This is a genomic window from Polaribacter vadi, from assembly GCF_018861005.1.
GTDB lineage: Bacteria > Bacteroidota > Bacteroidia > Flavobacteriales > Flavobacteriaceae > Polaribacter > Polaribacter vadi_A.
Genome location: NZ_JAHKQL010000031.1, coordinates 337,744 through 352,974 on the forward strand (window position 1 = coordinate 337,744; position 15,231 = coordinate 352,974).

A 15,231-nucleotide genomic window follows, 5' to 3' on the forward strand; every position below is an offset into this window, starting at 1 on the left:
AATTTGTTGAACAAATATAGTTATTTATTAAACAATAATTACAAAAGAAGCAGAAATTATAAGACCTTTAACAAATCTGATATAGAATTATGCAATTTAATATTATCAATTAATTCTAAATGTTTTACTTTTTCTACCTTTCTACCTACAGCAATAAACTGGTTATTAGTATTTTCCATAACCCTCTCTATTTGATTAAAATACCCTTCTATTTTATCATCATAAGGTTGAATAGTAAATGATGAAATAAAGCAAATTTCACGATCACTTTCTAAAAAATAGTTCAAATTATTTAGTGGTAAACTTTGTCCTAAATAAATAGTATGATGCCCTCTAAGAACTAACTCGTAATTTAAATAAAGTAAACCTAACTCGTGAATTTCATTTTCTGGTAGAAATAAAACATACGTTTTATTGGTATTACTAATACTGTATTGTAATTTTTCTGTATTTGTCTGTATTTTTTGAGCAATTAAATTAGAGATAAAGTGCTCATGTGCTGGTAAAAGTGTTTCTGTTTGCCACAATAAACCAATATGATCTAAAAAAGGGATAAAAATATCTTTAAAGATTTCTCTAAACGTTTTTTTATGTAACAGCTTGTTGTAGGTATTATTAAAGAGAATTTTATCAAACTGAAACATAGAAACCTTTAAAGAATTGATAGCTTCATCATTAATGGCAATATTAAAAGCTAATTCTCTAGATTTAGTGGTTATGTCATCATCAGACATTGCAGCAATCTTAGAAATTTTAAAATTATTGTTGTTTAACAAAACTATGTTTAAAAGCTTTGTTAAGTTTTCTGGAGAATAAAAACGAATATTGGTATTTGTTCTTTTTGGCTCTAATAAACTGTAACGCTTTTCCCAAATTCTTATGGTATGTGCTTTTATACCAGAAATATTTTCAAGGTCTTTAATTGTAAAATCTTGCTTTATATTGTTCAATTTAATCTGCTTTTTATTCAACAAATTTATGAATTTTATTTTAAATTAAAATTTATTTAAAAATAATGTAACATTTTGTGCTATTTTGGTACTAATAAATAAACCAACTAACTACAAGTGCAGAAAGATTTAGAGATTAAATTTTTATCGGACTTTGAAACAAACCAAAATATAGCACATAAAATTTGTAGAGTATATACTACAAATAGAGATGCCCATAATGACTTGTTTCAAGAAATAACAATTCAACTTTGGAAAAACTATCCGAAGTTTAGAGGAGATGCAAAATTTAGTACTTGGATGTATAGAGTGGCTTTAAACACCGCTATTTCTTTGTATAGAAAATCAACCAGAACAGTAAAGACACAAGATATTAGCGATTTTGCATATAAAATTAAAGCTACAGATTATGATGATACAGAAGAAAAACAACTAGGTGCTTTGTATAAAGCCATACATAGATTAAATGATATTGATAAAGCACTTATTTTTTTATACTTAGAAGATAAACCTTATAAAGAAATATCAGAAACATTAGGAATTACCTCTGTAAATGCAAGAGTAAAGATGAACAGAGCTAAAGAAAAATTAAAAAATATACTAAACCCATAGTTTATGGATGTATTAGAAAATTATAAAAAAGCCTGGGTAAATCAACCAGAAGAACAAAGTAAACACTCTACAAAAGAGATTTACAAATTAGCACATTCAAAATCATCTTCTATTGTAAAATGGATTTTTATTATTGGTATTTTAGAATTTTTATTCTGGGGAGCTTTAAGTTTTGTGGTTCCAGATAGTTTTTATAAAGTATATGAAGAACTAAATTTAACAGGTTTCCTGAAGATATTTACAGTTTTACATTATATTATTATTACTATATTTTTATATTTATTCTACAACAATCATCAAAGAGTTTCTTTAACTGATAGTACAAGAAAATTAATGAAAAATATTCTACGAATTAGAAAAACAGTTAAATACTATGTTTTTTACAACTTAGCAACTGTTTTTTTAGTAAGTATTGTTTTAAATGTTGTATTATTTTCTGACTCAGAAAAATTAATGCAAACAATGAATCCTAATAATTTAGCTATAGATATGAGTCAAATTATAACTATAACCATTGTTAGTCAAGTTATTGCATTGATTATTATTTTAGTACTTCTTTGGTTATTTTACAAATTAGTTTACGGAATTCTTTTGCGAAAATTGAACAAAAATTATAAAGAATTAGCTAGATTAGATGCGTTAAATTAAATTGTATTATGAAAAAGTTATTCTTATTATTATTTTTAGGTTTATCTATATCTTTTGCTGCACAACAAAAATCTGACTTTTGGGACAATGTGCAATTTGGTGGTGGTTTTACAGCTAGTTTTGGTAACCAAACAACTATTGGTATTTCACCAAGTGCAATCTATAATTTTGATAACGGTTTTGCTTTAGGTGCAGGACTTGGTTATCTATACAGTGAAATTAATGATTTTACTACAAACGTATACAGTACTAGCATTATTGGTTTGTATCAAACCAATTTTGGATTTCAGTTTTCTACAGATTTTGATTACTATTTTGCAAACCAATCTACTTTTAACGGTAATTCTGTAAATACAAATTTCCCAGCCTTACATTTTGGTATTGCATATAACCAAGGAAGATTTGCTTTAGGAATTCGTTATGATGTTTTGTATGATGAAAATAAAAGTATTTTTGCATCACCAATATCGCCAGTAGTTCGTTTCTATTTTTAAAAAGCTTTTAGTTCTTTTAATAAAATTTCGTGCATATCATCTGTATAATCCAAATGTGTAACAATTCTAATTTTTCCTTCGCCCATAGGTGTTAACAAAATATTCTTTGCTGCCATTTTATCAATAAAATCATCTGCACCTATTTTATCATCTACATAAAAAATAAGAATATTAGTTTCTACAGGTTCTATTTTAGTAATGTAACTACAGGTTTCTAAAACAGCCGCAATTTCTTTAGCTTTTTTATGATCTTCTGCCAACCTTTCTACATTATTATCTAAAGCATAAATACCTGCTGCAGCTAAAAAACCAACTTGTCTCATTCCTCCACCTAACAATTTTCGAAGTCTTAAAGCGTAAGCGATGTCTTTTTTTGAACCTAACAACAAAGAACCAATTGGTGCTCCTAAACCTTTTGACAAACAAATAGAAATCGTATCAAAAAGTCCTCCATACTGTTTTGGAGTTTCGTTTTTGGCAACCATTGCATTAAACAATCTTGCACCATCTAGATGATAAGCCAAGTTGTTTTTTTGTGCCACTTGCTTAATTTTTTCTAATTCAGAAAAATCCCAACAAGCTCCACCACCTTTATTTGTGGTATTTTCTACACAAATCATTTTAGTAAAAGGTAAATAAATTTGTGGTTTTACAGCTGCAATTTCTTCAATTTGATCTGCTGTAAACATACCTCTTTTACCATCTATTAACTTACAAGTTACTCCAGAATTAAATGCTGCTCCTCCACTCTCATAATTATAAATATGTGCATATTTATCAGCAATAATTAAATCTCCTGGTTGAGTGTGCAATTTTATAGCTGTTTGGTTTGCCATTGTTCCTGAAGGAAAAAAAAGAGCATCTTCCATACCAAACATTTTTGCAGCTTTTTGTTCTAAAGCATTTACTGTAGGGTCCATTTTAAAAACATCATCACCTACTTTTGCATTCATCATTGCAGCTAACATCTCTGATGTTGGCTTAGTTACTGTATCTGAAATTAAGTCTATAAACATTGTTCTAAACTATAGAATAAAATGTAATTATGCGTTATTTTTTTTTAAAATATTTATTTTGATTCTACATTTGCTAAGCATCAAAAATTACCAAAACAGGAATTCCGATTTATGGTACAAGTAAAATTACTGTGGAGTAAAAATTCACTTATTTGATAAAAGATATTTTAGCTGATATATATCTCTTGGAGATTTTAAAATCAACCATTTTTTATGCGCAAAAAGTGTAGTTTGCCACTGATGCATTCTTCTTTTTCTGTGCCAATAGGTTTTAAAAATCCAAAGAAATAAACTTTCTTTAGAAAAGGTTCTGCTTAATGTTTCATAGTTTTCGCCACAACATTTTTCTTTTAGAAAAACTCTTTTGTAAGTTCTTATAAAATAACGTCTTAAAATTAAGTGTAAAGGATAATCTAACCAAACAATTAACGTGGCTTTTTGCCAAACTGAGTCTTTTAAAAGCGTTTGGTAACTGCCAGTAACAATCCATTCTTGATGTTTAGCAAGCTTAAAATTTACATCATTTACAAAAACATCATTTTCTTTCTCTACCCAATTTGGTAAAAAATGAAGGTCGTCTAAATCTATCTGTGGAATTAAAAATTCTTTAGACAATTTTTTACCCAAAGTAGTTTTTCCTGTACAAGTTGTGCCAGTAATAATTATTTTTCTGTGCATTGTAGGTTTTGTAAATCAACAAAAATAAAACACAAAAATTAACTGTTTTTTCTATAAGCAAAACCTTGTAAATCTTTGTGTTTCGTATGTTTTAAAAAAGCTGTTTTTAATGCATATCACTACCAATAGGCGAACCATCAGGAATTTTTGGAGCCGCTATTTTTTTAAACGAAGTAGGATTTTTTAGATAACCGTCTATCATTTTTAATAATGCAGCATCATAAATTTTCTGAATTCCTGAAGCATTTTCACTTTTTATAATTGACTTTATTTCATCCAACTTGTATAAAACAATGGCATTTACTTGATTGTACTGATTTTTATAAGTACCTAAATAAAACAATTGCTCTAAAACTTTAATATTTATTACGTTTTGCAATTCTTGATGATAAGTATCTTTATGTGTGTTTTTGATAGATGCATCAATTAATTCATCTATTAATTCATCTAATCCCAATTGATTTTTATCCAAACTTTTATGTGCAATTAAACGAGACATTCTTTGCGGATTTAAAAGTAAATCCAATGTCATTTCAGAAGCAGTTTCTACTGCAGAAAAAGCATCAAAAGCAACACCTAACTTGCTTTTAAAAGATTCTCTAGATCTGTAATAACCTATTGCTCTTGGTGGAAATAAATCTAATTTTTCTTTAGGAATTGCAATTTCATCCACAGAAATTGTTTTTAAAATTGCGTCTAAAGCTTTTCTTTCTACATCTCCAGAAACTCTTTTTACAACAGTTTGGTTACCACCTTTAACAGCATAACTATAATCTAAACCTCCAATTAACTTGGTAGTTGCTTCTGTTTGAAAACGATGTAAGAAGTACAAAGGCACAAACACATCTTCTAAAACAGAATAAGGCTGACCCGATTTTATATTATCCGTAGAAAATTTTGAAATTGCTGTTTTTCTAACCTTTAAAAGATTGTTTAATTCGTCGTAAATATTACCTCCATTATCCCATAAATGAGCTGTTGCACTTGCACTTCCTTGAGGTCTAGCATCAGAATCTGATAAATATTTTAAACCACTTGCATAAGCATCAACTAAAATTTTATCTAACGCCTCACTTTCATTGGTTCCTTTTGTAAAGTCTTGATAAGAATAGGTAACAGTAACTTTATCCCAAGCACCAATTTTAGCATCATAAGCATCAGAAAAATCTATTTTTCCGTTTTTTTGAGTAAACTTAGGATGTGGATAATCCATCACAGAAGTTCTACCATTTGTACTTGCTGCAAAGTTGTGACTAAAGCCTAAAGTGTGCCCAATTTCGTGAGCCGATAATTGTCTTATTCTAGCAATTGCCATTTGCATTGCAAAATCATCATCAGCAATATTATTTTTAAAAGGTGCTTGTAAGGCTTGCGCAATTAAATAATCTTGACGAATTCGTAAACTTCCCAAACTTACATGTCCTTTAATAATTTCTCCAGTTCTTGGATCAGAAATATTAGAACCATAACTCCAACCTCTTGTAGATCTGTGCACCCATTGTACAACATTATAACGTACATCTAACATATCTGCGCCTTCTGGCAACATTTTAAACTGAAAAGCATCTTTATAACCTGCAGCTTCAAAAGCTTGATTCCACCAACGACCTCCATCTAATAAAGCAGATCTTACAGGTTCTGGAGTACCTCTATCTAAATAATAAATAATTGGTTCTACAGCTTCTGAAATTGCAGCTTCTGGATTCTTTTTTTCTAAACGATGTCTGTAAATAAAACGCTTTGTAATCGATTCATTTACGGGTGTAGAATAATCTAAATAACTCATTTGCCATGAACCAGAACGCGGATCGTATTTTCTTGGTTTGTATTTATTGTCTGGCAATTCTACAAAAGAATGATGTTGATTTACAGTAACTGCACTTGCATCTGGCACAACACTTCTAATATTTCTTCCTTTTGGAGTTCCTTTGAATGTTAGCAAAACATCGAACTCAATATTTTTAGGAAATGCTTTTGTTCTTTTTAAATTAAAAGCACTTCTACTTTTGTCTAAACTGTAATTCCCTTCTTTACTTCTTGCCAATCTTGCAGCAACTCCATGTGCATCTCTCATAAAAAATGATGTTGCATCTACTAAATACGTATCATTTTTAGTTTCTTTAACTACAAATCCGTGTAAAACTGATTTTGCGAAAGCTTCTCTTACTGAGTTTTTTTCTTCTTCATTATCAGTAATGGCTCTGTAATCTAAATTAGGTTGCACCATTAAAATCTTATTCCCAGCTTTTTTAAAGTGAACTACTACTCCACCTCCTAATTGACCTCTATCTAAACCAATATCATTAGAACCCAAACCTTCAGAAAGCGAACGTACATAAAGAAATTCTTGGTTTAATTTGTCAATTTGCAAATAAACTTTATCCTGATTTTCATCATAATAAAAAGTAAAATAGCCATCGTATTTTGTGATTCCTTTTTTAAGGTTTTTACCAGATTTCTCTGTAAAAAATTGCGAAAATCCGTTAAAATAAAGCGATAAGAATAGTAAAAGAAGTAGTGTTTTTTTCATTGTAAAATTAATTTTTATAAAACTATAAAATAAGTATTAGCTATAAAAACCTAAAATCTTAAAATTTCATTTATTTTTGTTTTTCGAATTTATACAATCTACACTGTATAAAAATTAGCTACTTTTTTTCTCATTATTTTTATTGATGAAATTACGTAGCAAAACAAAATTTATGATTACACAAGACCAACTTAAAGATATAGCTACAAGAATTGAGAAATTAAAATCTTATTTAGAGATTGATAAAAAACTCATAGAAATAGCCAATGAAGAAGAAAAAACAGCAAATCCTGATTTCTGGAACGACCCAAAAGCTGCAGAAGTTGTTATGAAAGAATTACGTTTTAAAAAGAAATGGGTAGAAGATTACAATAAAGCCATTTCTTTAAATGAAGATGTAAATGTCTTATATGAATTTTACAAAGAAGATGAAGTTGATGAAAGCGAAGTAATTGAACAATTTGAAAAAGTAAGTACTTTTCTAGAAGATATTGAATTTAAAAATATGCTTTCTGAAGAAGGAGATTCTTTATCTGCTGTAATACAAATTACGGCTGGTGCAGGTGGAACAGAATCTTGTGATTGGGCAGAAATGTTATTTAGAATGTACACAATGTGGTCTGAAAAACAAGGTTTTAAATTAAAAACACTCAATTACCAAGCAGGAGATGCTGCAGGAATAAAAACAGTTACTGTAGAAGTTACTGGCGATTATGCTTTTGGTTGGCTAAAAGGCGAAAATGGAGTACACAGATTAGTGCGTATTTCTCCTTTTGATTCTAATGCAAAACGTCATACTTCTTTTGCTTCTGTATATGTATATCCTGTTGCTGATGATTCTATTGAAATTGATATAAATCCAGCAGATATAGAAATTACAACTGCAAGATCTAGTGGTGCTGGAGGTCAGAATGTAAATAAAGTAGAAACTAAAGTTCAGTTGACGCATAAACCATCAGGGATTCAGATTTCTTGTTCTAATTCACGTTCGCAACACGACAATAGAGCAACAGCTATGCAGATGTTAAAATCTCAATTGTATGAAATTGAATTGCAAAAACAACAAGCTGCCAGAGATGATATTGAAGCGAATAAAATGAAAAATGAATGGGGAAGCCAAATTAGAAATTATGTAATGCATCCATATAAGTTAGTGAAAGATGTAAGAACTGCTCACGAAACTGGTAATGTAGATGCAGTTATGGATGGCAATATCAATTCCTTTTTAAAAGCATTCTTAATGTTGAATGGACAGAAAAAATAGTATTCAGTATTTAAACTGAAAATAAATTTCAATTCAAACGAAGTTGATCAGTTTCAACTTTAAAAACTAAAAAAACATGATAAAAATATACCACAATCCAAGATGTAGAAAATCTAGAGAAGGATTACAATTATTAGAAAACTCAGGTAAAGAATTCGAGATTATTAAATATTTAGAAACTGTACCAAGTGAAGCTGAGTTAACAGAAATCATCAATTTATTAGGGATCTCTCCTATTCAATTGGTTCGTAAAACCGAGAAAATCTGGAAAGAAAATTATAAAGGCAAAGATTTATCAGATGTAGCAATTATAAAAGCTATGATAGAAAATCCGAAGTTAATTGAACGCCCAATAGTTATCAATAAAAACAAGGCTGTAATTGGTAGACCAACAGAAGCTATAACCACTGTTCTATAAAGCTTAACTTTTTCAAAAACTTGTTTAACTTTTTTTTAACTAATATAAACTAAACTTAAATAGAACTTTGCAGTCTAAAACTAAAAACCAACAAGTCTTGATTAAAAAAATTATTTTATTTAGCTTTTTATTATCATCAGCAATTTTATTCGCACAAAAAGGTTCAACTTCAAATGAAATTTCTATTTCTGGTAAAGTTATTGACAACAACTCTAATCAACCTTTAGAATATGCCACAATTGTTATAAAAAACACGAAAACCAATAAAGTTTCTGGAGGAATTACAGATCTTGATGGTAATTTTAATATTAAAACACCAAAAGGAACTTACGTAATTAGTATAGAATATATTTCCTTTAAATCTAAAAATTACCCTGCACAAGAAATTATCAAAAACCTAAATTTAGGTACTATTAAACTTTCTGAAGATTTAAGTTCTTTAGATGAAGTAGTAATTATTGCAGAAAAAACAACTGTAGACATTCGTTTAGATAAAAAAGTATTTAATATTGGTAAAGATTTATCAATTCGTGGAGGAAATGCAAGTGATGTTTTAGGCAATGTACCTTCTGTTCAAGTTGATGTTGAAGGTGCTGTAAGTTTAAGAGGTAATGAGAATGTTACTATTTTGATTGATGGTAGACCAAGTGCTTTAGTTGGTTTAAATGGTGCAGATGCTTTAAGACAAATACCTGCAGAGGCCATAGAAAAAGTAGAAGTTATTACATCTCCATCTGCAAGATATGATGCAGAAGGTACAGCAGGAATCTTAAATATTATTTTAAGAAAAAATAAATTAACAGGGTTTAATGGTTCTTTACAGTTAGATTTAGGATACCCTGCAAGAGTGGGTACTGCTTTTAACGCAAACTGGAGAACAGAAAAATGGAACTTATTTACAAATACAGGTTTCAGATATAATGAAACACCAGGTAATGCATTAAGTGATACTGATTACTTTTTAGATAGTGCACCAAATGCAAGAGTTGCTGAACAAAGAAATTTTGATAGATTAGGTAGATCTGTTTTTACAAGTTTTGGTGCTGAATACTATTTAAGTCAAAACTCAAGTATTATTGGTAACATTATTTATAATTCTGGTAATGATGATGATGTAAACTCAAATGAAATTAACAGATATGATGCTAATGGAGGAATAAATGAAGCTACTTTTAGAACTGAAAACGAAGCTGAAGATGAAACTAGAATTCAGTACACTTTAGATTATGTAAATAATTTTGATGGTAATGGAAAAAAACTTTCTATCAACACACAATACTCTACAGAAACTGAAGATATTTTAAATAATATTACAGAAATAGATACTCAAACTAACTTATTAAACGATTTAGAACAAGTAATTGAAGATCAAGATGAAGATCGTTTTCTTTTACAAGCAGATTATGTACATCCTGTAGGAGAAACTATTCAGTACGAAGCTGGTTATAGAGGTAATTACAGAGATATTTATAATAAATTTTATTTAGCTGAAAGACAAGTTTTTCCTGATGGTCCATTAGTAGCAGATACTGGTTTAAACAATTCATTTGGTTATAAAGAATTTGTAAATGCAGCTTATTTTCAATACGGACAAAAATTTAATAAAATTTCTTTATTAGCTGGTTTACGTTACGAAAATACATCCGTAGAAATTGAACAAGAAACAGATAACAGCAGTAGTAAAAAGAGTTATGACAACCTTTTCCCAACTTTTAATATTGGTTTAGAATTCGAAGATGGTGATAATATGACTTTAGGTTACAATAGAAGAATTAGAAGACCTAGAGGTAGAAGCTTAAACCCTTTTCCAAGTAGATCTAGTGAGAGTAATATTTATAGTGGTAACGTAGATTTAAACCCTGTAATTACAGATGCTATTGATTTAGGTTATTTAAAAAGATGGGAAAAATTTACCTTAAGTACTTCTATCTATTATAACAGAAGTAATGACAATTGGGAAACAATTCAAGAAAATACTGGTGATTTTACTGATAATGGAGACCCTGTTATTAGAAGGTTTCCTATAAACTTATCTTTAGAAGAAAGAATTGGTTTTGAGTTTACTTTAAATTACAGACCATTCAAAATTTGGAATATTAATAGTGATTTTAATTTATACAATGTTTCTACAGAAGGAGATTATTTAAACCCAAATACAAATATTACTCAAAATTTCGATTTTGAAAACACAGCATTTTTTATCAGATTAAATCAAAAAATAACTTTACCTGGTAAAACTGATTTACAGATTAATTCTAATTATAGAGGAGCAACACAAGATGCACAATCTACAAGCAATGGAATTTTTACCATGGATATTGCTGCAAGTAAAGATTTATGGAACGAAAAAGCATCTGTAAGCTTAAACATAAGTGATGCTTTTAATGGACGTAGAAGACAAAGTACAACAACAGTTCCTGATGTTTTTGAACAATACAGTGAGTTTCAATGGAGAGAACGTCAAATACGTGTAAGTTTCGTTTATAGGTTCAATCAGAAAAAGAAAAACGAAAGAAATAATTATAAAGAAGAAATGGGTGGTGAAGAATTTGAAGGATAAACCATTTTCATCAACATAAAATTTAAAACAGAGTTTACAAATAAAAAGTAAGCTCTGTTTTTTTTTAATAAATAATTAAGAGTGTTAAAATCTTTATTTTACAAAAAGATACTAATATTTTTTCCAATTTAAATTTAGAACAAAAAAAATGCTCGCAAATTGCGAGCATTCTAATTATATATTTTAATTACAAAACTACTTACCTTCAGCAGCTTTTTTAGCTTCTCTTTTTAACTTCATATTCTCCCAAATTGTTCCTCCAATCCAGTAAGGTACTACAAATGTCAATAAAAAGATTAACAACCAAAAACCAGCTGTAAAAATGAACATAAATAAAACTAATCCTGAAAATTCTGAAAAATCTAACATCTGTATACTTTGAAATTTTAATTGTTCAAAAATAAGATTATTTTTTAAAAATTCATATCAAAAAAATATTTTTTTTTACAATCTAAAAATGACATTTATCAACATTCTGTGCTAATAGTTTTTTGTAAATTTGTTGTATCATAAATTACACTAAAAATGACAAAATACAGAGTAGAAAAAGACACAATGGGTAAAGTAAATGTTCCTGCAGATAAATATTGGGGAGCACAAACCGAACGTTCTAGAAATAACTTTAAAATTGGTCCTGCTGCCTCAATGCCTTTAGAGGTTGTTTATGGTTTTGCTTATCTTAAAAAAGCGGCTGCATATACAAACACAGAATTAGGTGTTTTAGCTGCAGAAAAAAGAGATTTAATCGCAAAAGTTTGTGATGAAATTTTAGAAGGTAAACACAATGATCAATTTCCGTTAGTAATTTGGCAAACAGGTTCTGGTACACAATCTAACATGAATGTGAACGAAGTTATTGCAAACAGAGCTCATGAAATTGCTGGTAAAGTTATTGGTGAAGGCGAAAAAACTATTCAACCAAATGATGATGTAAATAAATCGCAATCATCTAATGATACTTTTCCAACAGGTATGCACATTGCTGCTTATAAAAAAATTGTAGAAAATACAATTCCTGGAATTACGCAACTTAGAGATACTTTAAAAGCAAAATCAGAAGCTTTTAATGATGTTGTAAAAATTGGTAGAACTCATTTAATGGATGCTACTCCTCTTACATTAGGTCAAGAATTTTCTGGTTATGTAGCGCAATTAAACTTTGGTTTAAAAGCATTAAAAAATACATTAGAACATTTATCACAATTAGCTTTAGGAGGTACAGCTGTTGGAACAGGCTTAAATACACCTGCTGGTTATGATGTTTTAGTAGCAAAATATATTGCAGAATTTACAGAATTACCTTTTGTAACTGCAGAAAATAAATTCGAAGCTTTAGCTGCACACGACGCTTTAGTAGAAACACATGGAGCCTTAAAACAAGTTGCTGTTTCTTTAAATAAAATTGCAAATGATATTCGTTTAATGGCTTCTGGTCCAAGATCTGGAATTGGAGAAATTATTATACCTGCAAACGAGCCAGGTTCTTCTATTATGCCAGGTAAAGTAAACCCAACTCAGTGTGAAGCTATGACAATGGTTTGTGCACAAGTTATGGGTAATGATGTTGCTGTTACTGTTGGTGGTACTCAAGGACATTATGAATTAAACGTTTTTAAACCTATGATGGCTGCAAATGTTTTACAATCTGCTCAATTAATTGGTGATGCTTGTGTTTCTTTTGATGTAAATTGTGCTGCTGGTATAGAACCAAATCACTCAAGAATTACAGAATTAGTAAACAATTCTTTAATGTTGGTTACAGCATTAAATACTAAAATAGGATACTATAAAGCTGCAGAAATTGCAAACACAGCTCACGCAAATGGAACAACTTTAAAAGAAGAAGCTGTACGTTTGGGTTATGTAACTCCAGAGCAATATGATGAGTGGGTTAATCCTGCTGCTATGACTGGTAGTTTAAAATAAAAATATTAATTTTACCAAATATTAAAAGCTGCATTATAATGCAGCTTTTTTTTGGCTTAAATAATTAATCATAATAATAGAAAATGAAGATGAATAATCACGAAGAATTTATGAGTGAAGCTGTAAAAGCAGCTTTAAAAGGAATGAACAATAACGAAGGTGGCCCTTTTGGATGTATAGTAGTAAAAGACGGAGAAATTATTGGGCGTGGAAACAATAAAGTAACCTCTACAAACGACCCAACTGCACACGCAGAAGTTACTGCAATTAGAGATGCTTGTAAAAAAGTAGGTTCTTTTCAGTTAGATGGTTGTATTATTTATACATCTTGCGAACCTTGTCCTATGTGTTTAGGTGCAATTTATTGGGCAAGACCAGATAAAGTTTATTATGGAAGTAATCAACAAGATGCTGCAAATATTGGTTTTGATGATGAATTTATTTACAAAGAAATAGCATTACCTTACGAAAAAAGAAGTATCAAATTTGAGCAAGTCAGTAGAGAAATTGCTTTAGAACCATTTCAAAAATGGAGCGAAAAACAAGATAAAATTGAATATTAAATTCTGAAAAACCTGATTGATACATTCAGGATTTTTTTTTGAATAAAAATTTAAGCATTAAACTTAAATATATTAACGAAATACATCAATTATTTTAACAACCTTATGCTCGTTATTGTTTTATATTTGCATCAAATTTGAATTTATAAAATGAAAAAAATTAGCACAATACTTTTTGGTTTATTAATGATGGTGGCTTGTAGCCAGGAACAACCAAAAGAGTATCTAACAATATCTGGAACATTAGAAAACAGTAAAGACTCTATTATTTCTATAGCAGACAGAGAAGGAATTATCAAAGAAATAAAAATTAATAAAGATGGTAGTTTTAAAGATACATTAAAACTAAAAGACAATAAAGGAGAAATTTATACTTTACTTACCAATTCTAATAACAGAGCTCCTATTTATTTAAAAAACGGATATAATATTTCTTTAAATACGGATGCTAATACTTTTTTAGAAAGTCTAAAATTTTCTGGAGAAGGCGCATCTAACAGTAACTTTATTTTGGCTCAGATAGAAAGAAGTCAAAAAATGGGAAATCCGCAGTTAATTTTAGAATTAGAACAAAAAGCATACAGGAAAAAAGTAGATAAAATAAAAGCTGATTTTGATAGTATTTTAGAATCTTATAATAATATTGATAGTACTTTATACACTTCTATGAAGCAACAAAATCAACAAATTGTTACTTATTTTGATAATGCTTACGCACAAAATCAATTAATGGGTAAAGGAAAACCATCTCCAAAATTCGAAAATTATGTTGATATAAAGGGCGGTACTAAATCTTTAAGTTCTTTTAAAGGCAAATATGTTTATATAGATGTTTGGGCAACTTGGTGTGGCCCTTGTATTCAACAAATTCCTTATTTACAAGCTTTAGAAAAAGAATATCACAATAAAAATATTGTTTTTGTAAGTATTTCTACTGATGAATCTAGAAGAAGTGGTGGTTCTTGGGAAGCTGCAGAAAAAAAATGGCGCGATTTTGTTAAAAAGAGAAATATGTCTGGAGTTCAATTATGGTCAGGACAAGATTATGCTTTTCAACAAGATTATCAAATTAACGGTATTCCAAGATTTATCTTAATAGATCCACAAGGTAATATTGTTGATGCTAATGCACCAAGACCTTCAGACCCAAATTTAAAATCATTATTTACTTCTTTAGGTATTTAGAAATTTAGTTTAAAAGCTAAATCCTCTAAAAATTTTGTTTGATAATCTTACAAAGTAATTCATAAATAGGATAAACGAAAAAAAGAATACAGCAATTACACCAAAATCTAAAAAGGAAGTAATATCATTTAATTTAACCATATACTTACCTGTTTTATAGATTAATGCAGATGATATTAAGAAAAGAAAGATTTGTTGTAAAGTGCTCTTATACATAATTAAAGATTTAAGGGTTAATGAATTAATTTGTAATAATTCTAAGTATTCTTACAACAAAGTTCTTCTTTTCTTTTGATTAAAATTTACAATCATAGCTGAAAAGTAATTTTCTTTAGTTGAATGATAAATGAGTTAAGATTAGATAATAAATCATAAAAAAAGCGAAAT

The 15,231-nt window shown here is 29.0% G+C and carries 14 protein-coding genes; 9 read left to right on the forward strand and 5 right to left on the reverse strand.

Features of this window, described 5'->3' with window-relative positions:
* Positions 1-56: 56 nt before the first annotated feature.
* Positions 57-950, reverse strand: a complete 894-nt coding sequence (locus KO506_RS14450; RefSeq protein WP_252726870.1) for a MerR family transcriptional regulator — start codon at positions 948-950, stop codon at positions 57-59.
* Positions 951-1,067: 117 nt separating this feature from the next.
* On the opposite strand from KO506_RS14450, the gene KO506_RS14455 reads away from it, so the two are divergent.
* Genes KO506_RS14455 through KO506_RS14465 form a run of 3 tightly spaced genes read left to right on the forward strand, consistent with a single transcriptional unit; the run spans position 1,068 to position 2,704 of the window.
* Complete coding sequence (locus KO506_RS14455; protein WP_215995627.1) at positions 1,068-1,562, forward strand: RNA polymerase sigma factor; 495 nt, start codon at positions 1,068-1,070, stop codon at positions 1,560-1,562.
* A 3-nt stretch (positions 1,563-1,565) separates the two neighbouring features.
* Positions 1,566-2,210, forward strand: a complete 645-nt coding sequence (locus KO506_RS14460) for a hypothetical protein (protein WP_215995628.1) — start codon at positions 1,566-1,568, stop codon at positions 2,208-2,210.
* Between the two features lie 8 nt (positions 2,211-2,218).
* The gene (locus tag KO506_RS14465; protein ID WP_215995629.1) at positions 2,219-2,704 is read left to right on the forward strand and encodes a hypothetical protein; all 486 of its coding nucleotides are present in this window, start codon (positions 2,219-2,221) and stop codon (positions 2,702-2,704) included.
* Here KO506_RS14465 and KO506_RS14470 read toward each other — a convergent pair.
* The 3 genes from KO506_RS14470 to KO506_RS14480 all read right to left on the reverse strand — a co-directional run bounded on the left by KO506_RS14470 (position 2,701) and on the right by KO506_RS14480 (position 6,928).
* Entirely contained in the window at positions 2,701-3,720 is a 1,020-nt protein-coding gene (locus KO506_RS14470) for a threonine aldolase family protein (protein WP_215995630.1), read from the reverse strand. The genes KO506_RS14465 and KO506_RS14470 overlap by 4 nt on opposite strands.
* A 144-nt stretch (positions 3,721-3,864) precedes the next feature.
* Positions 3,865-4,398: an AAA family ATPase gene (locus tag KO506_RS14475; protein WP_215995631.1), complete on the reverse strand. Its 534-nt coding sequence runs from the start codon at positions 4,396-4,398 to the stop codon at positions 3,865-3,867.
* Between the two features lie 106 nt (positions 4,399-4,504).
* On the reverse strand, positions 4,505-6,928 hold the full coding sequence (locus KO506_RS14480) for a zinc-dependent metalloprotease (protein ID WP_215995632.1): 2,424 nt from the start codon (positions 6,926-6,928) through the stop codon (positions 4,505-4,507).
* 172 nt (positions 6,929-7,100) lie between these two features.
* Here KO506_RS14480 and prfB point away from each other — a divergent pair, with 172 nt between their 5' ends.
* The 3 genes from prfB to KO506_RS14495 all read left to right on the forward strand — a co-directional run bounded on the left by prfB (position 7,101) and on the right by KO506_RS14495 (position 11,170).
* Positions 7,101-8,192 carry a peptide chain release factor 2 gene (gene prfB, locus KO506_RS14485; RefSeq protein WP_215995633.1) on the forward strand — a complete coding sequence of 364 codons (1,092 nt, stop codon included), beginning with the start codon at positions 7,101-7,103 and terminating at the stop codon, positions 8,190-8,192.
* A 76-nt stretch (positions 8,193-8,268) separates the two neighbouring features.
* Positions 8,269-8,610: an arsenate reductase (glutaredoxin) gene (arsC, locus tag KO506_RS14490; protein WP_215995634.1), complete on the forward strand. Its 342-nt coding sequence runs from the start codon at positions 8,269-8,271 to the stop codon at positions 8,608-8,610.
* 97 nt (positions 8,611-8,707) lie between these two features.
* Positions 8,708-11,170 carry an outer membrane beta-barrel family protein gene (locus KO506_RS14495; protein WP_215995635.1) on the forward strand — a complete coding sequence of 821 codons (2,463 nt, stop codon included), beginning with the start codon at positions 8,708-8,710 and terminating at the stop codon, positions 11,168-11,170.
* A 195-nt stretch (positions 11,171-11,365) separates the two neighbouring features.
* Here the strand turns inward: KO506_RS14495 and KO506_RS14500 are convergent, their stop codons facing one another.
* Positions 11,366-11,539: a hypothetical protein gene (locus KO506_RS14500; protein ID WP_169835736.1), complete on the reverse strand. Its 174-nt coding sequence runs from the start codon at positions 11,537-11,539 to the stop codon at positions 11,366-11,368.
* A 156-nt stretch (positions 11,540-11,695) separates the two neighbouring features.
* Between KO506_RS14500 and fumC the strand changes: the two genes are divergently transcribed.
* The 3 genes from fumC (at position 11,696) to KO506_RS14515 (ending at position 14,844) form a co-directional block, all read left to right on the forward strand.
* Positions 11,696-13,096: a class II fumarate hydratase gene (gene fumC / locus KO506_RS14505; protein WP_215995636.1), complete on the forward strand. Its 1,401-nt coding sequence runs from the start codon at positions 11,696-11,698 to the stop codon at positions 13,094-13,096.
* An 89-nt stretch (positions 13,097-13,185) separates the two neighbouring features.
* Positions 13,186-13,659 carry a nucleoside deaminase gene (locus KO506_RS14510; RefSeq protein ID WP_215995695.1) on the forward strand — a complete coding sequence of 158 codons (474 nt, stop codon included), beginning with the start codon at positions 13,186-13,188 and terminating at the stop codon, positions 13,657-13,659.
* 150 nt (positions 13,660-13,809) lie between these two features.
* Positions 13,810-14,844 (forward strand): TlpA disulfide reductase family protein, encoded by a 1,035-nt coding sequence (locus KO506_RS14515; RefSeq protein WP_215995637.1) that lies wholly within the window; start codon positions 13,810-13,812, stop codon positions 14,842-14,844.
* Positions 14,845-15,231 lie beyond the last annotated feature (387 nt).